Source organism: Pedobacter psychrodurus, assembly GCF_032678585.1.
Classification (GTDB): domain Bacteria; phylum Bacteroidota; class Bacteroidia; order Sphingobacteriales; family Sphingobacteriaceae; genus Pedobacter; species Pedobacter psychrodurus_A.
The window spans coordinates 1-24,517 of the sequence record NZ_JAVTSN010000070.1 but is presented as its reverse complement, the minus strand read 5'-3'; the positions used below and the strand labels follow the sequence as shown (position 1 = coordinate 24,517).

Sequence of the window (24,517 nt, the reverse complement as noted above, 5' to 3'; positions counted from 1 at the left end):
GGAGCATTTCAATTAAAGCTAGTCCTGCTTTTTGTTCATACCTGCCCGTTCGTTCAGGTGGTCGCCTGCAGGCTTTACACACAGGCCGGTACCCAGGTCAATCAGGTTTAAACATCTAAGTCAGTTTTTCATAGGCGGCTTTTCCTTGCCAAAGCCTAACAGGCATGCAACACTTTTTACATTATTGCGTCTTATCTCCAAAATCGGTCTTGTTAAATTGATGCGCAGTTAACCACTTAACCAGTTTAAACAATTAACCAATAAAGTTAAAAATATGTTAAAATATTTTGATCTTACGAATATCTTCGTACATTTGAATACGAAATAATTCGTACAACTTGTAACATATGAATAATCATAATATCAAACCAACAGAAGGAGAAATGGAAATCCTCCAGGTGCTTTGGCAAAAGGGGAACGCAACGGTAAGAGAAGTTCATGAGGCATTGAATAAAAAGGATTCTGGTTATACCACTACGCTAAAACTGATGCAGATTTTGCATGAGAAAGGAATGGTAGAAAGAGATACCAACCAAAAAACGCATATCTATAAGGCATTGGTTAGTCAGGATAAAACTGAAAAACAATTGGTAAACAAAATGATCGATAATGTATTTAATGGATCGGCGGCGAGATTGGTAATGCAGGCTTTGGGTAACCATAGCGCAAGTGCAGACGAGATTGATGAAATCAAAAGATATTTAGATAGCCTGAAGTAAGGTACAGTGGAGGGTTGAAAGGTGTAGGGTTTAGATCCCTAATAAAAAAATTAAAATTTCGGGTTATCCCGGTAAAAAAATTAAAACCACCGTTATGGAAACTTTATTACAACAATTCATCAAAGCATTTGGCTGGAGCATTTTAAACTCCCTTTGGCAAAGTGCTGTTATTTACGGCATACTATTTATTGTCATGCTAAGCATCCCGAAAATGGCCGCAAAATATAAGCACAACCTGGCTTTTGGTGCAATTACTTTAATGTTTGTCGGTTTTGGATACAACTTTATCCATCAGTTAACACTGACCTTAAATAATCAGGCTCCTGCCATCAACCCACAGAATATACAGGTATATCAATATTTCAACAACCTTCCACCAAGCTTTAGCAGCAAAGCAGAACAATACTTCCCTATTGTTGTGGCGTTTTACATCATTGGCATACTGCTACAGTTATTTGTGATTGTTAAAGGTTATGGTCAGCTTTCAAAACTGAAAAAAGATAGTTTAAGTGTTATTCCAGATAGCTGGAAAACGATTTTTGAGCAGGTAACTGCACATCTTAAAATCAAAAAGACCATTCAGTTCCACATTTCTTCTATTGTGAATGTGCCTTTGGTTATCGGTTATTTAAAACCTGTGGTATTGTTTCCGTTGGCTTTGGTAAATCAATTGGACAACGACCAGGTTGAAGCCATTTTAATCCATGAACTATCGCACATCAGAAGAAACGATTTTCTATTAAACCTCATTAAAACTGCCATAGAAACCTTATTGTTCTACAATCCATTTGTTTGGATGGCCGGCAGGTTTATACACATCGAACGCGAACATGCCTGCGACGATCTGGTATTGAAAGTAACCGGAAAACCTTTGAATTATGCCCATGCCCTACTCAAACTCGAATTATTGAAAGATAAAAACAGTCCGGCTTATGCACTGGCAGCAACAGGTAAGACCCAAAATTTATATCAACGCATTAAAAGAATAACCAATATGAAAACAAATTATTTAAACGCCAAACAACAAATGGCAGCCTTAACACTGGGTGTAGCTTGCCTGTTTTCTATAGCATGGATCAATCCAACCGAAAAGAAAAAAGAAATCAAAAAACAGCATAAACAGGAAATCTTAAGCCTACAGGTTTCGAACGGAAATATAAGCCACCTGATTTGTACTGATACCACAAAAAAACGTAAAATCAAAATCGTTACGATTGATGCAAACGGCAAGAAAACAGAATATAACTCTGTAAAAGAAATGCCAGATAGCTTGAGGAAAGATTTCTATACAGACGAACTTTTTGCTAATAAAAGCATCTACCGCATCCATGCCGACAGCTCATTCAAATTCAGGTTTAACGATTCGTTATTGCGCGGCAAAATTTTCAAAGAGTATAATTCACCAGAAGCACAGGCGAAATGGAAAAAATTCGGCGAAGATATGGCCAAACAATATAACTCGCCAGAAGCGCAGGCCAAGTGGAAAAAATTTGGCGAAGACATAGCCAAACAATATAATTCACCAGAAGCACAGGCAAAATGGAAAAAAATTGGCGAAGATATGGCGAAAGAGTTTAACACCCCAGAAGCACAAGCAAAATGGAGAAAGATGGGTGAAGAAATGTCGGCCAAAATGAATACACCGGAATTTAGGGCGCAGCTCGATAACATCAGGATGCAAGCGTTAAAATCTGGAGATTTGGCAAGATTATCAGGATTGAGAAGATTAAATTCAGATTCGCTATTTAAAGGAAACAGAAACATGCTTACCGGTCCGGATGGAGCAGTGTTCTTTTATAACGAAAACAATAATACCAACAGCAAAGTACGACAGACTGAGGAATATAAAAAGCTGAAAGAAAAATTCGACAGCGAAGTGAAGGAGCTGAAAGAGAAAATGGAGAAAAAAGAAAAAAAGGAAAAAATTGAAGGCGGTAATAAAAGCTCGCAAATTAGTCCAGCAGTAATACTTTACAACAATAAAGACTTTTCAAACCCGGCTAAAGTTTTAAAGATTGAGAATGCGATGGTAACTTATAAAAAAGAGGATTTTAAAGTTGCAGATCAATTGGCATTAAAAAGTTTTGTCCAAACGAATGATATCGCTATTGCCATCCAATCCGCAATTAGATAAAGTAAAAAACACATATAAAACCAAACAGATCATTAACAGCGGAGATTATTCTCCGCTGTTTTTGTCTAACAGTCTCTGAAATGACGCAAAATTGTACCTTAGCAGATCTAAACACGATCAATAATGCGCGCTATCAAGTTCAATATTCTCTTAATTCTAATCATTTTAAATTTTTCTGCGATTGCTCAAATTAAAGTTACATCCAACACATTTTATTTTGGGACCATCATAAACATTGAAAAATTTGCTGGTAAAGACTATAGATACTCGTTAGAGCTGAAATCGACTGAAACAGATTCACTCAAAAAAATTGTTATTCAAACCCGCCAGGTTATTAATAAAGATAAGATGCTGGATGCGAACGCAACAAAAGATTCGGTTAAAGATACCCTGTGGCATCAAATAAATGTTAGCAACAAAATAAATTTAAAAGCCAAAGAGATGTGGTTATATGCAACATTTGAAGGAAACGGGAATTTCTTCGCAGATAACTTAAAATTCGAAGTAAAAACTGAAGATGGTAACTGGAAAGAAGTTCCAATTAAAAACGCAGACTTTGAAAAACATGATAAAAATCCACTAAAAGGTTTTTTAACCAGTGCTAAAATACCTGATGGCACAACCATAAGTTTACAGCCTAGAACCGATGCTGTTAAAGGAAAGGCACTGCTAATTAAATCAACAAAGGCAGCAATCATCTGGAAAACCAATTACGGCAGCAATAGGCGAACTGGGAAATATTGCAATGTTAATGGGATAAAAATTTATTATGAAATATACGGAACAGGTGAGCCTTTATTGTTGCTTCATGGAAATGGCCAGTCTATTGTAGATTTCACCAAGCAGATTCCCACACTTGCAAAACATTACCAGGTTATTGCAGTTGATAGCCGTGCACAAGGAAAGAGTATCGACAATAAAAGCAATAAATTAAGTTACGATATTTTTGCAGCTGACATGAAAGTGCTTTTAGATTCACTACACCTTAAAAAAGTAAACATATTGGGCTGGAGTGACGGAGGAAATACCGCTTTAATTATGGCCATTAAATATCCTGAATATGTGGGAAAGCTGATTGTAATGGGTGCAAATTTAAATCCAACTGAAAACGCCGTTGAAAAAAGTATGCTAAACCAGTTAAAAAAAGATTTCAAGATGCTCCAACTAAAAGAGGATGCAGAATCAATGCAAATGGCCAGATTACTTTTAATGCTCTCCACAGAACCGAATATCAAAGTTGAAGATCTTCATAAAGTTAATTCGAAAACATTGGTATTGGCGGGAGAAAAAGATGTGATTAAGGCTGAACATACCAAACTGATCGCAAGCAATATCCCCCAATCTGAATTAATCATTTTCAAAAGGGAGACGCATATGATTCCAAATGAAAATGCCAGTCTTTTTAACCAAACTGTTCTTGATTTTTTAAATGAGGCTGATGTAAAACATCCATAAAAACTTCTTTTTTAACACAAAGAATATTCGCTTCTGTTTTTCTTTTGTACTGTCCTGTTGAATAAATTTTAATATTTTTGCTTAGCATGCTACAAAAACTTTCTATACGTAATTACGCATTAATTGATAGTCTTGATATCGAATTTGATAAAGGCTTAAATATTATCACAGGTGAAACTGGCGCTGGTAAATCGATCATACTTGGTGCTTTGTCGCTAATTTTAGGTCAGCGGGCAGAAAGCAAATACTTCTTTAACCAGGATAAAAAATGTGTTATCGAAGGAAGCTTTACATTAGCCGATGAAAACTTAAAAGAACTTTTTGAAGAAAATGACCTGGATTTTTCGAAAGAGAGCCTTTTACGGAGAGAAATATCTATAGATGGTAAAACCAGATCGTTTATTAACGATACCCCTGTTAATTTATCCATCCTAAAGCAGGTTGGCGAAAAGCTGATCGATATTCACTCCCAGCATGCTACACAAGAAATTAACGATGCAGATTTTCAATTGCTGATTGTGGATGCTCTGGCCAACCATCAACCATTGCTACTGAATTACCGCAGCGGATTTAAAAAACTTAAGCAAGACAGCAGCCTGTTAAAAAAACTAGTTGCTGAGGCCGACGAAGCCAGAAATAAGCAGGATTATGAACAGTTTTTGTTTAACGAACTGGAGCAGGCAAAATTACAGGAAGGCGAACAGGAAGATCTTGAGCAGGAATTAGAACGCCTTACCCATGCCGAAACCATCAAAAGAGCCTTACTTACCGCTTCGGGTTTAATTAACGAAAGTGAACCATCTGCCCTACAGATTTTAAAAGAAGCCTCATTACAATTGCAAAGTATAGAAAAGTTCGATCCGGAAATTAATGTACTGTACGAACGTTTGCGCTCCTCAATTATTGAGATAAAAGATATTACCGATGAGGTTTCTACCATAGAAGGAAACACCATTCACAGTGCCGATCGCCTGGAAATTGTAAACCAGCGATTAGATCTGTTTTATACATTACAGCAGAAACACAGACTTGCTAATAATACCGAATTGCTGGCTTTTCAAAAACAGCTGGAAGATAATTTAACCAAACTGTTGTCTTCTGATGAGCATATCGAAAAACTACAGAAAGAAATTGATCAGCTTAAGATAGAATTGCATAAACAGGCCGGTCAATTGAGTGCCAATCGCAAAAAAGCCATTAAAGTTGTAGAAGAATCAACCAGTATTACGCTTAAAAAAGTAGGTATGCTGAATGCGAAGTTAGTATTAGAGCAAAAAACTTTAACTGAGTTAAATAAAGATGGTTTAGATGAAATTAACCTGTTGTTTACTGCAAATGCTGGTCAGGCGCCTGCCCCGGTAAATAAAGTGGCCTCAGGTGGTGAGTTATCGCGATTGATGTTGGCTATAAAAGCACTGCTCGCCAAACACACCTCTTTACCTACCATTATTTTCGATGAAATTGATACCGGAATTTCTGGCGAAACCGCCTTAAAAGTGGGCGAAGTTATTTCCGATTTAGGCCAGAATATGCAGGTAATATCGATTACACACTTGCCACAGATTGCAGCCAAAGGGACCTCACACTATTTCGTCCATAAAAACGAGGAAAAAGGAAAAACTACCACAGGAATCCGCAAACTTAAACAAGAGGAACGAATTGGTATAATTGCCGAGATGTTAAGTGGTAAAAACCCAGGGGCATCGGCAATCGAAAATGCTAAAGAATTGCTAGGATAATTATGGAAATTGAGCCCTACAGCATCTTCAATAGATGAAGAAATATATTTTACTTCATCTATTGCTCATCATTACATTTAGCGTAAAAGCACAAAAAGGCCGGGATAGTATAATTTTTAGTGTAGATACCATCAATATTTATGGAAAAGTTATTGATGAAAAAGGAAGCCCTGTAAAAAATGCGTCGGTATTATCAGAAACTTTTGATAAAGATTTTAATTACATCAGGACAATAACGGACCGAAATGGTTTGTTTAAACTAGATGGTATAAAACCTACAGATTGGATTAGGGTTAGGACTGCCACCACGGCGATTGAAAAACCAATAAATGGAAGCAGGTTTTTATTGCTAACAATGGTACCATTTCATCCGAATGATTTAAATAAGGATCCCGCAGCTTTTAATATTACGGCAAAAAGAATTTCTTCAAAAGAAAAATTGATTGTCAAAATAAAGGACACTACCATTATTTACGATTTTCATCCATTTGGCCACACCAAGTCGGCAGAATATCCAGGTGGCGTGAAAAAATTTTATGAGTTCGTTAAAAAAAACATCATATATCCTCAAAAAGCAATATTAAAAAATATGGAGGGCATGATAATCATCAAGTTTATGATTGATGGAAAAGGAAACTATAAAGATTTCATCACGCTTCAGGATATAGGCTATGGTTGTGCAGAAGAGGTAATCAGGGTAATTAAAAGTTCAAAACGATGGAATCCTGCTGTAAGTGGCCTTACTGTTGAGCAAAGTTTTGTTCTTGAGATCCCTTTCAAACTGGTTGATTGATTTTATTATTGAATAGATGTGCTGCCAGATGTTACCATCTGGCGGTGATGTATTTATAATAAACAAAAATTCGGAAGCCGAAATTAACCGCAAGTATAAATAAAATTGATTTGTGTCAGATTTAATATCCGACACCACGAAGAAAAGCGCCAATAATTTTACATCAGCAAATTCACAAAACTATATAATTAGTTTTATATTTAAATAATGAAATCATTTATACTCCTACTTTCATTATTAACCATTGGTAAATTTTGCTCCGCTCAACAAAATTATATCCTTTCAGGCGTAGTTAAAGACAAACGAGGTGAGCCTTTGCCAGGTGTTGCCGTTTACGTGAGCGATTACAAGCTTGCTACTGCCACAGATAATCAAGGAAAATACAGCCTAAAACTTAAACCCGGAAATTACACCATTCTGGTGCAATTGATCGGTTTCAAATCAATTGATAAACCAATTATTATTGAAGACAAAGATGTACGTGCCGATATTGTGCTTACAGAAAGCACCACACAACTTGCTGAGGTAACCATTAAACCCGACCCCCATCGCATGGCCTACCTCAGTACTTTCAAAACCTACTTTATAGGCTTAACCGACAACGCCGACAAATGTAAAATCTTAAATTCAGACTTGATCAGGTTCGATTATGATAGTGAGAAACGGGTGTTAAATGCAACTACAGATGATTTCCTCATTATCGAAAACCAGGCATTGGGTTACAAGATTAAATTCCTCGTTAAAGAATTTCAATACGATTACAGTAGTGGAATTGTTTTTTACGAAGGTTTTCCCCATTATGAAGATTTGCCAGGAAGTGAAGCTAAAAAAGAAAAATGGGATAAAAAAAGAATAGAAGCGTACAACGGTTCTTCACAACACTTTTTTAGTGCTTTATTTAACAACCGTTCGAAAGAAGAAGGTTTTATCATCAACAAGCTCATCAGAAATCAAGAACAGGAATACCTGGCCGATAGCATTGTACAGGCGCAGGTAGGCGGTTTTACCTCAGCAGTTTTAACATTACCCGGGCCAAAAAATTTCAGTCCACCGAGAAAGGCAATTTCAAAAGATAAATTAGAAAAGTTAAGCTCAGGTCACCGCGTCGATATGTTGAACAGGGCCGAAATCTTAACCGATACCCTGGTTCATGAATATAACCAGGATATCAAGAAGTTAAAATTCACGAATGTGCTCTACGTAATTTATACTAAAGAAAAAGAAAGCAGCACTTATCTGAGCAGGGTTAGGATGTCTGTGAGCAGACCGCCAGACCTGGAAAAAAAACAGATTTCGTTAATTACTTTACAATCACCAACAGTTTTCTTTTATAAAAATGGCAGTATTAATAATCCCCGTTCTATGCTCTATTCTGGTTATTGGGCCTGGGAAAAAGTTGCTGATAGTGTGCCCATGGATTACATACCGCCTGTTGATTTAGAGGGGAAAAAATAAAATCCAGCTAAAGGAAAACTGTTGCAGACAGCGGAGGCCAAGTGTTTTCTTGCTATTTTTTTGAAAAGCAAATACAGCGCTCTTTGGTTTCAATAGTCCCGCCCTTTGTTACAAATCCTCGCCCTCGTACCTCAGGTTGTGGGTTTTTCACTGCGGTCGGGTTTAGCTGGCAGGGTCTATAAATAATATTAGGGTTTTAGAGCCACACAGCACTTACCTTTGTTAAATAAACCCGACAGAGCGGGTAGCCCACAGTGAAGTGCAACGTAACGAGGACTACAAGCGATGGCGGGGCTAAGTAGCCATGAAAACAGACCTTCCGTTTCCAAATCGAAAACTATCTTTACTGTTAATTTGATCAGTTTTTTTGGAGAAATTATCGCATTAAAGATCCTGCGCTACCATTGACGACAGGATTCCGTTTATTGTTTTTACCACCTTAGACAACTTAGGTCACCTTAGTTGGGGGTGCTTTCAATCGATATCAATAGACTTAGATGCGCTTAGGTGTCTTAGGTGGTCATAATGAAGAATGTGCATTATTATAAACCCTACTGTTTTATATAAATTAAAACGCTAAAATGGTTGAAATTGTGGGTACACTTAGAAAGATCCTTAGCTGCGCTCAGGATGACAGATTTCCCGAAATCCAAAATAACGACCTGCATCAAATGTTAAAATTGTTAAAAATCTTTTTCGTTTTTGATAAATATTAAGCCTTTTGGTTACATTCGTCTCCATGATTAAAAGCTTTTTAGTAGCCCTCATGCTGATCATTTTGGGTACTAATGCCATTGCTCAAAACACCTTCTCGATTAGTGGTATAGTTAGGGATCAAAAAGATGGATTACCTGGCGCCAGTATCTATTTAAGCGGTTATAAAATTGCTACCGTGGCCGACAATGACGGTAGGTTTAAACTTTCGAACCTCAAACCAGGAAGTTATGATCTGCTCGTTCAGATTGTAGGTTACCTCCCCTACTCCAAAAGTGTAATCATCTCCGATAAATCGGTTCAGGTAGAGCTGGTTTTAAAAGAAAATGTGGCCCAACTGGAGGAAGTTGTTATTAGGGCCGATCCCAACCGCCAGAAATACATCAATCAGTTTAAAGATTTTTTTATTGGCAAAACGCCAAATGCTACACAGTGCAAAATACTAAATCCACAGGTTTTAAATGTAGATTTCGACATCACGAAAAGCACCTTAACCGTATCTACCACTGAATTTCTGATCGTAGAAAATAAAGCTTTAGGCTACCGACTCAAATATATGCTCGATCGTTTCGAGTACAATTCGCGCACCCATATTATTTATTATTCTGGTCACCCGTTTTTCGAGGAATTAAAAGCTTCCGCAGCAAAAAAGAAAAAATATATTGCGGCAAGAGAAGTGGCTTATTATGGTTCGTCTCAACATTTCTTCCGTTCACTTTATGCCAACAAAACGCAGGAAGAAGGATTTATCATCAATAAAATGATTAAAGTGCCCAACCCTAACCGCTATCCGGAATATGTAATTAATACCAATTTAGAAAAGATTAAGGCTGTACCCGAAAAAACAGGCATCAGACAGACTAAAGGAAAAATAGACACGGCCTTGTTTAACTTTTGGATGAAACAGAAAGAAATGCCGAGAACCATCGATAGATTTTCGAGGGCAGATGTACTTACAGATACTTTAGTGCACTATTTTAATCAGAATTTAAAATATCTGAGTTATACCGATGCTTTGTTGATCCAATACACTAAAGAAAAAGAATCGCTGGCTTATTCCAATACCGGTTTTTGGATTTTCAGACCGTTAGATGTACCTGAAAATGAAATCTCTGTAGCCAATTTAACTGGTGAAGGCGTCCGTTTTTACGAGAATGGTGGCATTTACGATTCCCGCTCGCTCCTATACGAAGGATTTTGGGCTTACGAAAAAGTGGCCGATATGGTACCAATGGATTATATACCTCTGCCCAAAAAGTAAAAATGGTCTAAAATATAGACCGTAAATTGGTAATCAGCAGGTTTTTCTAATAACATTGTTCCGTGCTGATTGCTGCATTTATTAAACTTTTTTAACGGTTACCTGCATAGGTTTCGGAAGAGGGCATGGAGATTTTTCCATTTACACCTATCGTTTTAATAAAATAATAATTGTTTTTCTCTTTAACAAAGTTTGCATCGGCATAGGTTAAAACTTTTGCCTCTACATCGGCTATTTTTACTGGTGAAGCATCTCTCACGTAACGATAGATTTCGTATTTGGCTACCGAACTTTGCGAGGGTTGCCATTGTAAAACTATTTTACCCTCGTTTACAAACGATTTTAGTGAAGTTGGTGCATATACCGATTGATCAACAACTACCTCAATCTCGTTACTAAAAACACTTTCTAAACCCCCGGCATTTACACTTGTTATTTTATAACTGATCGCCAGGTCGTTAATAGTGAAGATATCTTTAAAAGAAGTATTTAATCCTTGTACAATCCCCCTGTTTATTTTCACATAATCAGTCCCACCCACTTTTTTATAAATGTTGTATCCTATTGATTGTTTTGGCTGTTGCGTATCCTGCCAAAAAAGATAAACACCCTCTTTCAGGATCCTAAAATCAACCAGACTTGGCGCTGTTGGTGGGGTTGAATTGACAACATAAACCATCCGCGAAAAATCGCTTCTGATATTGCTCAAATTTTCTGATACCACAGCATAACCAATTTTACCCGTCAAATGACTCGCGGTATCTGTGTATGAAAAAACCGTCCCACTTTTGCTGCTGTAAATGATAGGCGAAATTGGCTTAAGTTCCCCATCTATCTGTCCAGTTCGGTAAATGTAAAAACCACGGGTATCGTTATTATAATCCGACCAGGTAATCACATTTTGTTGGTTTGCACTACTCACACTAACATTCACCGGAATTGCTGATTTCTGCAGTTTATGTACCAAACCGTATACCCTAATTGATTTTTCGGTAACTTTTCCAAGTCGATCCGTAACCACTAAATAGTAGTAATAGCGTTGCCCGGCGATTACATCGTTATCCACGTAATTATAACCATTGGTTGAAGTGATTATTTTATAATCATTTTCGTAATCGGTAGAACGGTAAATATTTACAAGGCCTACATATTCGGCTTTCATAAAACTCCAGTTTAAAACGATGTTGTTATTTATCGAATCGGCCTTTGCCGTAAATATTTTCGGCACCATCAGCTGTTCATCTAAAGCGGCCACCTGCAAGGTATCAGAAATGGCCTGCGCACCACCACCAAACCTGTTAACCGGTGTAATGGTGTATTGATAAAGCATGTCTTTATTTACTTTATCATCTTCCATCGTATAAATTACACTATCACCACGTTGTTCTATTGCATAGGAAGTTAAAATCCTGTTAAACGGCATTTTAAGGCCATTGCTTCTTTTCACCAATAAAACCTCTGGTAGTTCCCCTTTTGCCTTTGCTTTCCATTCCATTCTAAAAATACCACCTGTAATTTTTCGGTTTGTTTTTTTGGGTTTGTTGGCTATAAAAACATCACTGGCAGACACCTGGCCAGAGCTATATTTTAGCCCTTCTTTACCATCCCTGTTCAGTTGAACCACCCTGTATTGATAAACCAGATCATTTTTTGCAGTTGTATCAACCAGCAACAGATTAAAAGCAATGGCCAGGTGTTGTTGTGTGAGGTATACGGAAAGCGAATCGTAATTAAAATTCTGCTTAAAAATGGGCCAAACCTCTTCAACTGTATAATTAGTGGCCGGGTTATACTCGAAAACATTGTTTATAGCCGTTTGATAATTTTTTTTCAACTCATAATAACTGCCTGGAGTTTGGAACTGATATAACGTTTGCCAGTTGGCCGCGCTCAATTCTTTTCTATCCAAACGAAAGCCAACTACCTCGCCATCTGGATGTTCTTTTGAAGCAGGTTTAAACAGATTATAAATGTAATTACCCTTATAACCGTTAAAAGCAATCTTCGATTGTTTTTGTGCACTGGCCTGCAAAGCAATGGCGATGAAAAACAACATCAATAAATTGATTATCGAAAGTTTGGTATAAAATATCTTTTTCATGTTATTGATATGTTTTTGATTGACTTAAAAGACGGAAACCATTGTTATCTATACCTGCACCTATACCCAATACGAGTGTTTTACTAAATCCCTTTTTTACGCAGGGTATCGGACTACACACATCAAACAGACCTACACTTACACAAGGGGTTTCGCAGCTGCTGTTACAAACGCCTGCACCAACGTAAGCACTGCCCTGCAGCGTAAAAGTGAGCATAGCCTCAGCAGAGAAATTACCTTTAAGTGGTTCTACATAACCCGTTAAATCAGCGTGTGCATCGGCACCTAAACTTATACCTGCACAAGCTAAACCGATACTTGCACCAGCACCCAGTTTAACAAAAGCACCTGCCCTACCTCCTACTGTTAAGGCAAACGATGAGGGGTCTTTATTAAAATCGGCCTTAAAGTAAGCCGATGCATAAATGCCATGTTTAAACTCACAATGTGCAACCGGGCCGAGGTCTAAATCAAAGGTTGGCAAAATCGGAATTGGCATTTCCGCAGAAAGCATTAGCAGAACACCCTTAACCTCGCTAAATGCGGCTTTTGTACTTTCTGGCAAATCGGTTCCGCCAAAATGTTTATAAAATATATTTTTTTGAGATTCGTTCAATGTTGCATTGCCCACCATAAAACCAACACCAATACTTTTAAATGGTGTATAGTTCACATCAGCCAGGCCACTGCTTAAAATATACCAGGTTGAGGCACCCAGATTCAATTCTACATCCAGATCTAATGCGGCGAAACTTGTTGCTTGTTTAATATGGCCCGAACCGATTAAAGCATGTTTACCAAAATCATAAACAATGCTTAAACCCTTAACGCCTCCGGCATCCATATTATTAACCCCCAATTGAGATGAATTGGCCACCACATCGCCCTTTATGGTAAAGTTCATTGGCGATGGATCTACACCCTTAGCCCCGGTCATATCGCCACCAAAGGTGAAATACTCCCATTGATTGTTTACGATTTTACTACTGCCATAGGCGTTGTTTAAATAACTGGCCTCTGTCTTTCCGCTATCCTCTTCTTCCATATAGATTTTGGCACCGTTGATGACAGATAGCTTGGTTACATTTTCGCCCAGGAAAGTTTTATTCTTGAGCAATTCTACCTCAATCCTATACCTACCTGAAGGATCTTTATCTTTTAAATATCCCTTTAGGTAAAGTTCTCCGTTGGTAAACCTTTGATCGGTATTGTAAAACGTTACCTGCATACCTTTACTGTCTAACCCAAGATTTTGGAATGGATTTTCGTGGTTGTGTACAAATTTACCACTTGGATCAACCCGATAGGTAAGATCATAAGTAACTTGATCCAAACCTGTAAACCCTGGAATCTGCATATCCAAACCGCCTCTAAAAGTGATGAACGAAGACGAGCCCCAAACCGTGTTTGGCTTAAACTTGGCAATTCGGTTAAGTGTTACCGGCGCTTGTTCTTCAGTTAAAATTAAGCGGGTATCGTTTTCATTGTTCGTATCGTAGAGATTGATGTTTTTAATTTTGATCTCGTCTGCAACGCCCAAATCAGGCAATCCTTTTAAACTGGCCAGAGATCCGGATGCCTCATTGGCCAGAACGGATACCGACCATGCGCCACCATCTTTAGCATAACCTTTATCAAAACCAAAACTTACCGTTGCACCACTACTATTAATGGTTACCGGAAATTTATTGAGCAATTTTAGTTCATTCACGCTAAAGGTGCCAAAACCAATTTTATCATAATTCATGCTTAAACCGGTAAAAGGAATACTTAAGCCCAAAGTATTCAGCATGCCCTTTGTACTCAGGCCGGTTGTTCCGTAATCCCAGCTACTTACATTTAAATCCCAGTTGCGGAGTTTGACCGAAAAGGCCTTCTGACTATAAGAATAGAAGCCTTGACTATTTAAATAGAAGGTGCCTTGCGCTTTGATGTTTTTGGTTACTGCATTAGCCAAATTTGTGGATAAGGTTCCATCAAATAAGATCCCCCCAGAGGTAAATAAAACACTTTGGTTTGGCGCAACTGTAATGTTATCTGCTCCTTTAAATGTTGGCAAATAACCACTTATCGTAGAAACAAAATAATCAGGGGCTGTTAAATCTGATTTTGCCGTAGAAAAAGTATAAAATACACTGGTCTTTTTATTTTGTGGCAAAGTTGAGAGCGTAGAATATTGTTTGCCCTTTTCGTTAAGGTAAAGGTAATTTGCATTGCCTTCATCCTCAGCGCCTGATATGCTTACTCCTTTCGAAAACGAAACCGGATCTAGCGCAACACTACCGGCCAGGCTCGCTGTTGTGGGCGTTATTGGCCGTAATGAAAGACCGTTTTTACTGATCACCTTTACTTCATAGCTATTAAATAATTTTGCATCGATACTGTTCTGAGCAAAATACATTTCGTTTACTAGAGTGAGGTAGTTGTCTTTTGCCTGTCCCGAAGCTGCTTTATTCACCTTTACAAGGACATTAGAAAATTCGAGTTTATCTGACGATGTTTTACTTTTTATATTACTGTTTTGGCTATTGGCGGCTAATTTTAACTTGCCCGAAATAAGGTATTGGCCACTTACACCTGGCTGGGTAAGCTGTGTAATTTCCATGGGAAAACCATACATGCTGTTTACATTGACATCCGGCGATTTCCTAAATATCAGATCAACCTTGCTATTGTTTACCCCATTCGGGTTTATTGGTTGTTTACTGCCGATGTAGTCTGCTTTAGCACCTATAATGGTAAAAGTTCTGTTCGCAGGCAACCTGCTAATGGTGATGGTTACAATCGTTTCGGAGAAAATAGCATGCGCAGGCAAAGTATTATTTGATGTGATTATCGCTTTATCATCTTTTAAATCGATAACATCGTCTCCTTGGTCATCACTACTGTTATATCGAGTTAAGGGTAAACTTCCATCAGGTTGAATGAGGTAATTTATGCCGCTTTGTTCGGGTATAGTTTGTAGTGCAGAAGCATAATAAACCGCTTCGTTGGTTATTGTTGGATCTTTTGATATCACCTTTTTAACTGCACCTATCTTTATAATTTTTTTGGGTTTAGTTGGTTTTGGCACCTCAACTGGTTCTTCCTTTTTAGCAGGTGGAATAGTTTTGGGTGCCTGATTGGTCTTTGGTATATCTATTACTTCATTTCCTTTTGGCGCCGAATACACAATTTGTTGAGATTTATTTGTTACGTATTCGTCATCATCAAAACCCTCTACATAAGCATTAAAATCGCCATCTAATGCTTTGGCATCAAATCCTCCCGCAGCAGAAATCAATTCTAATCCCTTTATTTTTATGCTTACAGCGGGCTCTACATAAACTTCTACCGTTACAATATCTAATCCGTTAGATAACACCTGGGTTTTTGCAATGGTATAGTTGATGTCTTTAGGCACCACCCTCAAATCGAACTGTGTACCACCAGATGGAATGGTAATTACACTCATAGGGCCTTTGCCCATATAGTTATCAGGTGCAAATTCTTTGAAATTAGGGGTATTTAGAACTGTTACATTGGCTCCTAGTAGTATTTTTGTGCCTTTTTTATAACATTTCACCAGAATGGTGTGTTGGTTTTTGTTTACAACAAGTGTTAAGGTATTGGTACTGTTGAGCACCGTTTTAACCACTTCGGTTGTTTTGTACTGTGCCCGATCAATTGGTATTATGGTAAAATTCACACTGCCATAGGGCGATTTTAGGATTGTTGCAGCTCCATTGGGGGTATAATCTGCCCAGCTAAAATCATCGCCAACTATTATCCTGGCAGCTACCTTGTTCCCCAGATCATCAACAATGGTTGCAACAATATCTTTAGGCAAGTTCATAAACACTTTTTTTAGATTACCTCTATCGCCATTTTGCAAAATTTTGCCATCATTCACTTTTACATAAGTGGTTAAGAAGCCTTGTTTGGTAAAACGCAGCAGTTTCCAATCTTTTGCTTTTTTATTTACATCTTCGAAAAGAAAACGGCCATTTGTTTTGGTATAATCTTCTTGTTCAGGAGTAATTTTTGGATTACTTAAAAAGGCAGCCATCTGCGTTTCCGTAATTGTTCCGCTTACCCCAGTCATATCAAACATTTCTGCATGTACGCCAGATAAAACACTGGTACTGGTATTCGAATTTGGGTACACCGCTCCATCTATATAAGGTGCCAATGGTACCACAGGCACATGGGCGAAACCGGTGTTGTAATCCATCAACAAAACTTTTTGTCCATCGGTAAATGCCATTTGTTTCACACCATCAAAATTTAATGCTGTGGTAAGATCAAATGCATCTTTGGTGATGTAATTCTCCTGACTTGTACTTATTGGCTCAGAGAAAATGTAATATTTTTCATTTACAGATTTCGGAACAACCAACCGTTTAAAAGTAAACTCACCAATATGACTTTCTGCACCACTTGAGGTCGCTCTATCTATAATTTCATACTTCTCTATTTTTTCTACAAATTGATTTCCCTGTAAGGTCAATATTTTATGTTCCCATATTTTTTTGAAATAACCATCATGTCCAGGATCACCGATATTGGCAGGTCGGTCTGGATCTCCCTTTTCACCCAATTTACGACACAAATAAACTTCCATGCCTGCTTTGAGGTTTAAATTTGAGCCATTTTTATAGCCAATTTTTGAGATATATGAAAACTGTCTTACTGTTGCATTCAGCTCAGGTAAAGTAATATCTTCATTTTGATCATAAGTGATATTATAGGCTTGAGAAAAATAGTAATCGCTTTCTACCACAACCACTAAACTCAGGGTTTTATTGCCATTAAACTGGTTGTAATCGGTTAAGCCAACATCAAAAGTATACTCCCCGTTCTTTTTCACCGTTGTTGTGGCAATACTTTTTTGTTTGGTAAGCGATGAAGTGATTGATGCAAATCCTGTCTGTTCTAAATTACCTTGCATCAAATTGAGTATCGTTCCCTCCGGCAATGACAGTTTAGGATTGGCTTTTCCATTGGCTTCTTTCCAATTGTAAGTATATCTGCCTTTAATTTGCAAGGAGATAAACCTCGGTGCAAAAGTTGCTTTCTCTACCAGATTTGTTTTTGCCCAATCAGTACTTTCGTAGGTTACTTTTTTGCCACCTATACTGCTCACCTTTTGCGGACTGTAATACAAAGCATCCATATCATTACTTGGTTCGTAATACAAGGTATATTGGTCGCTGCCGTCTGTTGCTGCAACCAGGTTTTGAAATGAGGTTCCCGCTACATCTATAAAAGTTGATGCATTTTGTGTAGCAAAGGCCGAAACATCAATATCATTCACACCAACCACGGTGTAACTTGTGGTACCATTTGGCATCACCACAATTTTGCCGCTGGCAGCTGTTATCGTTTTATAAATAGGAATGTCTTTTTTTACCCCCGTCATGTTTTCAACCTCTCCTTTTACCAACTTGCTTTCATCGCGTAAGAGGTAAAGTTTACCGCGATAAGCCCTTCCTGGCCTTATCGATAAATTGGCATTTAACTTATAGGAATAAGCTTCAACCGTATTTTGATCTAACAATACATCTGTGTGATCTGAATTGGGCACCATATACCAATTGGGGTCTGAAAACCGGGTATCGTTAACCCGAACCACCAAACCTTCAACCAATGCATACTCGGTATTTCTGCCAGGAATTTTAACATGGGCATCCAAAACCTTGTATTGGCTTTTCTGAATGGGAACCCTTATTTTAAAATTCCCCATTACATCTGTTGTGCCACTTGCAACAACTGTAGCTGTCGCTATTTTTTGAAAACCATTGGGGTAAATGGCCAAATCGCTCAATGATGCAATGCTATCCTGCTGTTCTGAGTATATTTTTTCTACTCCATTTTCTATGGTCTTAACTTGTTTCGTTACCTTATACGTTGGCGCCAATAAGGTAACTTTTAATACCTGAATACTCTTGTTGGCCAATGGCAGTCCTTTTTCTACCTCAGTAAGGATTACATTTGGATCTGTTTTCTGTTGCTTGGCTTTATAAATACCCGAGAAAAAGGTATCGTTGAAATTATATTGCAGGTTTCCGGCCAACATCATTGTAAAACCCGGAATTTCCTTTACATATTTAACCGTAAAGGTTCTAATATCTGAAAGTGTTCCTGTTTTTACATGTTTTAATTGCCAGCTATAATTATTGCCATCTTTGATGTAGGCAGCCATAGCAGGTGTGGATTTAAAATCTACCGTTTCAGTATTAACAACAATGGTAATTCCATTATCTTTTGGCATATTCGATTTGCCCGTGATATTCCCTATTCCGGCCCTTTTTTCGGCCTTTACTTCTTCGGCTGTTTTAACCCGAACAATATGAAGTTGATATTTGGCTGTACTGTTGCCCCAGGCAGTTGCACCATATTGCAAAGTGTTAAAACTGTTATTCATGGCAACTGGCCCATCATAAAAACCTATTTTGTCGTTTTTAGATGAATTATCGGTAAAAGTCCAGTTAAAAGCCAAACTATCCAGATTTTTCACGCCCATGTTTTCTTTTGGGATACCCAGCTGAAATGTTGAAGCGATATACGGCTTCTCGCCATACCTAAATTCGTTGGCACCGCTTATGCCATTGTTTTTGAAAATGATTTTCCCACTGGGGTCTGAAGCAATTACCCTCCAGGCGTAACGTTTGCCCTCTGTTAATGGCGGATCAGTGGGCAATAAGACTGTGCTCGTACTATTAACGATTGTTCTATCAATTTTTAACCGGGAAGTTGCATTTAAAATCTGATTAGGATCTTTTCTTTCATCGGGCATCTCTGCAATTTGAAATTGATACATCACTGGTATTAATTGCGGCAAATTATTTAGCCAAACAAAAGATCGGCCTATAAGTGCAGGAATTGAGCTATTAGCAGATGGATTAGTTAGTACCGGCGCATCCGGATAAATGATGCTGATGGATGAACAACCCAATGGTGCATTTGATGAAATAACCTGATTGGTGGTCATATCTACCGCTTGTATACAAAAAGAATAGTTCCCTTCAGGCAGGCGTGAGGTTTGCACCAATTTTACCTTATCAATTCCATATACATTTAGTGTATTTAAATCAAAAATATCTTTTAAAGCCAAACCATTAAGTTGTTTGGTTTCGTTCGGATTTAAAATGATGGGCTGTAATGGAATATAAGTCGACTTGGTAGAAATCCTAATCCCATTATCGCCGGTTAACTGCCCCGTTAACTTAATTTTTTTCTGTGTTGAACTCAGGTTCTGCACAATCAACAAAACCTTTGCTGCATTTGCACCCGCATAATCTGCATAAAAAGGCGAGTAAGGTGGCGAAACTGTAACATTAATATTTACCTGGGCTGGCGCCTGCGCAAACAAAGCTCCAGAAAGCATTATTAAAATGGCCATCAAATGCAGGGCTGCACTTCCTTTAAAACGCGATATGATTGGATAAAATTTAGTCATGGCAATTGATGTTAAAATTTAAAAGGAATGTGTTAAACCAAGATTTGACCTGAATTCGTTAAACGAGGGAAGCGTAACATCCTTCGAATTGCTCTTTAAATAATTAAGCGATAGATTGGCCGCATTTCTTTTACCGAGACGGTAAGAGCTGTTGAAATTGATGTTGAAAATATTTCCGGCATCGATATCGTTATTGCGTTGCAACTGATAACTCACCGAAGCATTTAAGCCTAAATTACCTTTATCTACCGCCTGACTAAGCCCTAAAGTTGGGCCATAAAAAATGGTTTTGCCAAAAGTTACCTCTGCCACCGTATAACTTAGATTGGCATTTACACCGAAAGCTTTTTTTGGCAAACCGAACTGATACGATAAGTTGGCCATTTTGCTGTTCGATTTACTATTGGGCTTTGTTATTTCATTTAAATCTACCAGCGATTGTAAATTACCCACGAGCACAAAACCATGGCTAATACTTTCATCATTAATATTGTAGTGCAACATGGCACTTAAATTATGATTGGTACGGGCCACTCTGAACATATCGATAATGGGGTTTAGTCCACGATCCTGGGTAATACCAAAATTGGTATACCTCAGATCAACCCCATATTCGGGTTTATTGAACGAAACATTGGCCGCACCGATTTTCCGGTTGGAGCGAACCGACTTATCGTGCAAAATGTTGTCGTTCTGCACGCCAAAACTTCCCCCCAACTGTAATTGTCCTTTAATTAAGCGCAGTGTACCTTCCACTGTATAATTCTGTACATCCGTTTCGAAATAATAAGCTCCCATACTTTTATAATCAGGGTCTACCCTACGGTATTTGAGTCTTACATTATAATTGGCAGCTTGATAACCGATACTCGTTTGTGCTGCTGTTAATAATTGTGTTGAAGCATTTAGGGTAATCAAATCCTTTATAAAACCTATTTTATCTAATTTTAGGTTTTTAACCGTATCTGATAATACATTTCGGGTGTAAATGCTGCCCGAAACATCCATATCAAAAACAAAATGTTTTAGGAAACTAAATTTCGAAGAAATGCCCAGCACCATATTTTCGGCTGGACTCAGTGCTGTAGAAATCGGGGTATTACTTAAAGAGTTTACTTGATCTTTGGCATTTAAAAAAATAACATCAACATGGTTGCGCTCAGTACCCCAACCTAGTTTTGTACTGTAACCTGTTCTTTTGTAGGCAGCTTGTTGCGCCAAAGCAAGCGGCTGGTTCAAATCTTCTTCAATCGCTTTGTTGAACCGGCCGTAAATAAAGCCAAATCTTAGTTTGCCTGGGTTAAGCTCAATGCCTCCGCCCAAAAAATTATGCCCGGCCAGTGTAAAAGGCGAAAATTCTAAGCTCTGCCAACCGGCATGAAAAGTAATCCATTTATAGGTGGGACTTATGCCATACTGGTTAAAGGGTTGCGTATAACTTCGCTGCTGATCGCTAACCACAACCGAAAATGGAAACGATACGCCATAAATGGATAAAGTTGGTGCGCCATTAAAAATATAAGAAAAATCTCTTTGCCTGGCCGGAATACCATTTACGCTATATGTACCAAGCCCAAGGCCCATTGTTCCATTTATGGTAAATGGTTTGGCTTTAACTAGCTGTTCTACATCTTGCGATAAAACCTTAAAACAGCAAGCAAATAGCAACAAAAATAAGGTTAAGCATTTCATCGATTAAGTTTTTAATGGAAATAATAATAATTAGCAGCAAGCAAACACCTGCTGTTAAAATAGTTTCATCATTTTAGTTTTATGAAATCGCTGTCCTTTATGTTCAGTTTTTGCATGGTTTGCAATAGGGGAGCATTTTTATCGATGGTGCTGATTACACCAGTTGAACTAGGGGGAATAAGCACGATTCTTACTTTGTCGATTTTATACCTGTCGCTTACGGCGTGAGTACCTGGGTATTGATAGAAAATTCTTACCTGTGTATTGGCTACATCAAATCTAAAACTCGTTTTGTAGATGAAAATACCGACACCATTAACATTGTCTGTAAAATTTAATTGTTTCCATCCATAATCGTATTTTGTATTTTCATCGTCCTTGCCACCCGGTTTAAAACTGCGTGCATATACCACTATTGAGCCTTTAAAATTTTGTACCGGAACGGTAAAAACCGTACTGGTATCATTTGCGAATGCACCTTGTTTTTGCAACACATTCGAATTAACATTCTCACCTTTCCAATTAAACGTTACATTATCAGCGGTTTCAAACGACATTACATTGGCACTCCCGTCTGCACCTTTTAACGATGTACCAACACCCCAACTTGCATTGGCTTTAGGGCCATAAATGGTGTAATTAGTTAAATTGATATAAAAGTCTCCGTTATTGCCAAGTGTATTCGCAGGTACGCCAACACCACTTAAAATTGTATTGCCATTTGCACCACTAGTACCATTGGTTCCATTTGTACCGTTAGTTCCATCAGCACCTTTTAAATTTGTACCACTACCCCAACCAAAAGAATCCGTTTTAGGACCATAAATCATAACCGGAAGTCTGGAAATATAGAAATCTCCATTTTTACCCAAACCAGCATCCGGAGCAGTTTCACCACTATAAATTACAGTACCATCCGCACCCGCCGGACCAGTAGGCCCTTGCGCACCCGCTGCACCACGTAGAAGTATAGGCACACCCCAACCTGCATTATTTTTAGGGCCGTATAATAAATAATTGGTTTTATCTAAATAATAATCGCCCACCACACCAGCATTCGAAACAGGAGCGCCATTTCCACTCAATGTTGTGCTACCATTAGTACCATTAGCTCCGTTCGTACCATTTGCCCCGTTGGTTCCATTTGTACCATTTGCGCCATTAGTACCATTGATGCCATTAGTGCCTTTGAGTACAATTGGTGTACCCCAAGCCCCAACGGTTTTTGGTCCGTATAAATTACCGGTCGTTTTATCTAAGTAATAATCTCCGTTAGCTCCTATTGTAGCTACAGGAATACCAGAGCCACTATAAATAATGCTACCATCCTTACCCGCAGCACCAGTTGGCCCCTGTGCACCATCAGCGCCACGCAGTAAAATTGGAATACCCCAGCCCGAACCTGTTTTTGGCCCATATAATTGATAATTGGTTTTATCAAGATAGTAATCACCTGTTATACCTGCTGTTGCAGATGGAATACCACTGCCACTTAAAGTAGTGCTACCATTGGTTCCATTTGTACCATTCGAACCGTTTGTACCATTGGTTCCATTTGCACCTGCAATGCCCATTAAAGTTAGCGGTGTACCCCAACCTGCAGCTATTTTTGGTCCATAAAGATTTCCTGTTGCCCTATTCAAATAATAATCACCATTTACCCCAAGTACTGCGGGAGGTGTTCCGGTGCCGCTATAAATAATGCTGCCATCTTTACCTGCAGCACCTACTGCACCTGCATTGCCAGCAACACCTTGTGGTCCGGCTGGGCCCTCTGGTCCTTCTAGGCCAGTTTCTGAACATGAAGTGAATAGAACAGCTATGCAGCTGATGATTAAAAATGTGTAAAGATTTTTCATAAGGATATTTTTTTGATAGTTGAAGGTATTGCCCCTGGCACAAGAATTTGGAACCTAATCGATGAACGGAACGAAATAATCGGTAGAGGGCATGCCTGGTGTTTGTAATTGGAATGATACCATCAAATTTATCCCAGAATCAATGCTGCCACATAGTACAAACACGACAACTTAAATAATGCCCTTTATTTCTGCCAATACCATTAAATTCTGATAAAATGTTTAACTTGGATATAATAAAAGAGTTATCACTTCACCTCTCATTTTAAAAGGTCAAAATAGTATGGGTTTTACCTATTTTTTGCCTGAGCCCAGTTTGCAACAATATGTAGAAAACATTATTGTTGTAGATCTAAATTTTAATGAAGATTTTATTAAAGAGATCACCATCGTTCCCGATTACAGGTCGTGTTTATGTTTCATACTGGAAGATAAAATCAGTGCTTACGAAAATGGAGTTTTAGTAAAAAGAGAAAATGCTATCCTTGCGAGCTTCCACTTATTTTCTACCATCATGAACCTGGGGAAAAAACACCGGGCAGTTTGCGTACAGTTTAAACCCATAGGATGGAATAGCCTGATGCAGAACATCCCTCAAAACGAGGTCCTGAATACCTGTTATGATGCCAAATTCTTTTTGGGCAATTATACCGATACCTTAACCGAACGTTTGGCCGAAGCCGCATCACCTCAGATTCAAAACCATATTATCCAATCGTTTCTTAAAGAAAAGTTAAACAAGCTAGAAGCAGCCTCTCCATTCGATCGCGCAATTGATGCCTTTATCCGGTCGGGAGGTAATTTCACGATAGAACAAACCGCTTCGCTTGCTTGCCTAAGTTTACGGCAGTTTGAAAGGCTTTGTAATTATAAAATTGGGGTATCGCCAAGAATGTTTGGACGCTTAATCAGGTTTTCGAATACTTATAAACTAAAAGAGCAATGCCCAAACCTATCCTGGAACAAAATCGCATTTCAATGTGGCTATTTCGACCACATGCATCTCATTCGTGATTTTAAGCAATTTTCGGGTACCATCCCAAGCATTGCCGAAGATGAAGATCATTTCCGATCGTTCCCTTACGATCGCAATCAGAACAATCTTTCAAGCAATCTAATAAGCTTTTAGGTTGTTAACAGTCTATCCTTTAAAA

12 protein-coding genes are annotated in these 24,517 nt (G+C 38.3%); 8 read left to right on the top strand and 4 right to left on the bottom strand.

The genetic code is table 11. The features are described from left to right. The first annotated feature begins 347 nt into the window (after positions 1-347). The 7 genes from R2S57_RS28465 (at position 348) to R2S57_RS28435 (ending at position 10,270) form a co-directional block, all read left to right on the top strand. Positions 348-719 carry a BlaI/MecI/CopY family transcriptional regulator gene (locus tag R2S57_RS28465; protein ID WP_316848310.1) on the top strand — a complete coding sequence of 124 codons (372 nt, stop codon included), beginning with the start codon at positions 348-350 and terminating at the stop codon, positions 717-719. Positions 720-813: 94 nt separating this feature from the next. Beyond that, positions 814-2,853, top strand: a complete 2,040-nt coding sequence (locus tag R2S57_RS28460) for a M56 family metallopeptidase (RefSeq protein WP_316848309.1) — start codon at positions 814-816, stop codon at positions 2,851-2,853. A gap of 123 nt (positions 2,854-2,976) precedes the next feature. Beyond that, complete coding sequence (locus R2S57_RS28455) at positions 2,977-4,308, top strand: alpha/beta hydrolase (RefSeq protein ID WP_316848308.1); 1,332 nt, start codon at positions 2,977-2,979, stop codon at positions 4,306-4,308. Between the two features lie 86 nt (positions 4,309-4,394). Further along, the gene (recN, locus tag R2S57_RS28450) at positions 4,395-6,047 is read left to right on the top strand and encodes a DNA repair protein RecN (protein ID WP_316848307.1); all 1,653 of its coding nucleotides are present in this window, start codon (positions 4,395-4,397) and stop codon (positions 6,045-6,047) included. A gap of 34 nt (positions 6,048-6,081) precedes the next feature. Next, entirely contained in the window at positions 6,082-6,840 is a 759-nt protein-coding gene (locus tag R2S57_RS28445; protein WP_316848306.1) for an energy transducer TonB, read from the top strand. Between the two features lie 207 nt (positions 6,841-7,047). Then, positions 7,048-8,295 carry a carboxypeptidase-like regulatory domain-containing protein gene (locus R2S57_RS28440; RefSeq protein WP_316848305.1) on the top strand — a complete coding sequence of 416 codons (1,248 nt, stop codon included), beginning with the start codon at positions 7,048-7,050 and terminating at the stop codon, positions 8,293-8,295. 739 nt (positions 8,296-9,034) lie between these two features. Continuing rightward, positions 9,035-10,270: a carboxypeptidase-like regulatory domain-containing protein gene (locus tag R2S57_RS28435; protein WP_316848304.1), complete on the top strand. Its 1,236-nt coding sequence runs from the start codon at positions 9,035-9,037 to the stop codon at positions 10,268-10,270. Between the two features lie 91 nt (positions 10,271-10,361). On the opposite strand, the gene R2S57_RS28430 is transcribed toward R2S57_RS28435, so the two are convergent. From R2S57_RS28430 to R2S57_RS28415, 4 genes are all read right to left on the bottom strand, one after another. Then, positions 10,362-12,371 (bottom strand): hypothetical protein, encoded by a 2,010-nt coding sequence (locus R2S57_RS28430; RefSeq protein WP_316848303.1) that lies wholly within the window; start codon positions 12,369-12,371, stop codon positions 10,362-10,364. Between the two features lies 1 nt (position 12,372). Next, a complete protein-coding gene (locus R2S57_RS28425; RefSeq protein ID WP_316848302.1) occupies positions 12,373-19,812 on the bottom strand; it encodes a hypothetical protein in 7,440 nt (2,479 codons plus the stop codon). An 18-nt stretch (positions 19,813-19,830) separates the two neighbouring features. Beyond that, the gene (locus tag R2S57_RS28420) at positions 19,831-21,504 is read right to left on the bottom strand and encodes a hypothetical protein (RefSeq protein WP_316848301.1); all 1,674 of its coding nucleotides are present in this window, start codon (positions 21,502-21,504) and stop codon (positions 19,831-19,833) included. A gap of 68 nt (positions 21,505-21,572) precedes the next feature. Beyond that, positions 21,573-23,363, bottom strand: a complete 1,791-nt coding sequence (locus R2S57_RS28415) for a hypothetical protein (protein ID WP_316848300.1) — start codon at positions 23,361-23,363, stop codon at positions 21,573-21,575. A 283-nt stretch (positions 23,364-23,646) separates the two neighbouring features. On the opposite strand from R2S57_RS28415, the gene R2S57_RS28410 reads away from it, so the two are divergent. Beyond that, complete coding sequence (locus R2S57_RS28410; RefSeq protein WP_316848299.1) at positions 23,647-24,492, top strand: helix-turn-helix domain-containing protein; 846 nt, start codon at positions 23,647-23,649, stop codon at positions 24,490-24,492. Positions 24,493-24,517: the final 25 nt, after the last annotated feature.

Bases quoted from the DNA above. Each gene is read 5' to 3' on its own strand.
- R2S57_RS28440 (WP_316848305.1), top strand. From the start codon at position 7,048: ATGAAATCATTTATACTCCTACTTTCATTATTAACCATTGGTAAATTT.
- R2S57_RS28445 (WP_316848306.1), top strand. From the start codon at position 6,082: ATGAAGAAATATATTTTACTTCATCTATTGCTCATCATTACATTTAGC.
- R2S57_RS28420 (WP_316848301.1), bottom strand. From the start codon at position 21,504: ATGAAATGCTTAACCTTATTTTTGTTGCTATTTGCTTGCTGTTTTAAG.
- R2S57_RS28435 (WP_316848304.1), top strand. From the start codon at position 9,035: ATGATTAAAAGCTTTTTAGTAGCCCTCATGCTGATCATTTTGGGTACT.
- R2S57_RS28430 (WP_316848303.1), bottom strand. From the start codon at position 12,371: ATGAAAAAGATATTTTATACCAAACTTTCGATAATCAATTTATTGATG.
- R2S57_RS28455 (WP_316848308.1), top strand. From the start codon at position 2,977: ATGCGCGCTATCAAGTTCAATATTCTCTTAATTCTAATCATTTTAAAT.
- R2S57_RS28460 (WP_316848309.1), top strand. From the start codon at position 814: ATGGAAACTTTATTACAACAATTCATCAAAGCATTTGGCTGGAGCATT.
- R2S57_RS28415 (WP_316848300.1), bottom strand. From the start codon at position 23,363: ATGAAAAATCTTTACACATTTTTAATCATCAGCTGCATAGCTGTTCTA.
- R2S57_RS28425 (WP_316848302.1), bottom strand. From the start codon at position 19,812: ATGACTAAATTTTATCCAATCATATCGCGTTTTAAAGGAAGTGCAGCC.
- R2S57_RS28410 (WP_316848299.1), top strand. From the start codon at position 23,647: ATGGGTTTTACCTATTTTTTGCCTGAGCCCAGTTTGCAACAATATGTA.
- R2S57_RS28465 (WP_316848310.1), top strand. From the start codon at position 348: ATGAATAATCATAATATCAAACCAACAGAAGGAGAAATGGAAATCCTC.
- recN (WP_316848307.1), top strand. From the start codon at position 4,395: ATGCTACAAAAACTTTCTATACGTAATTACGCATTAATTGATAGTCTT.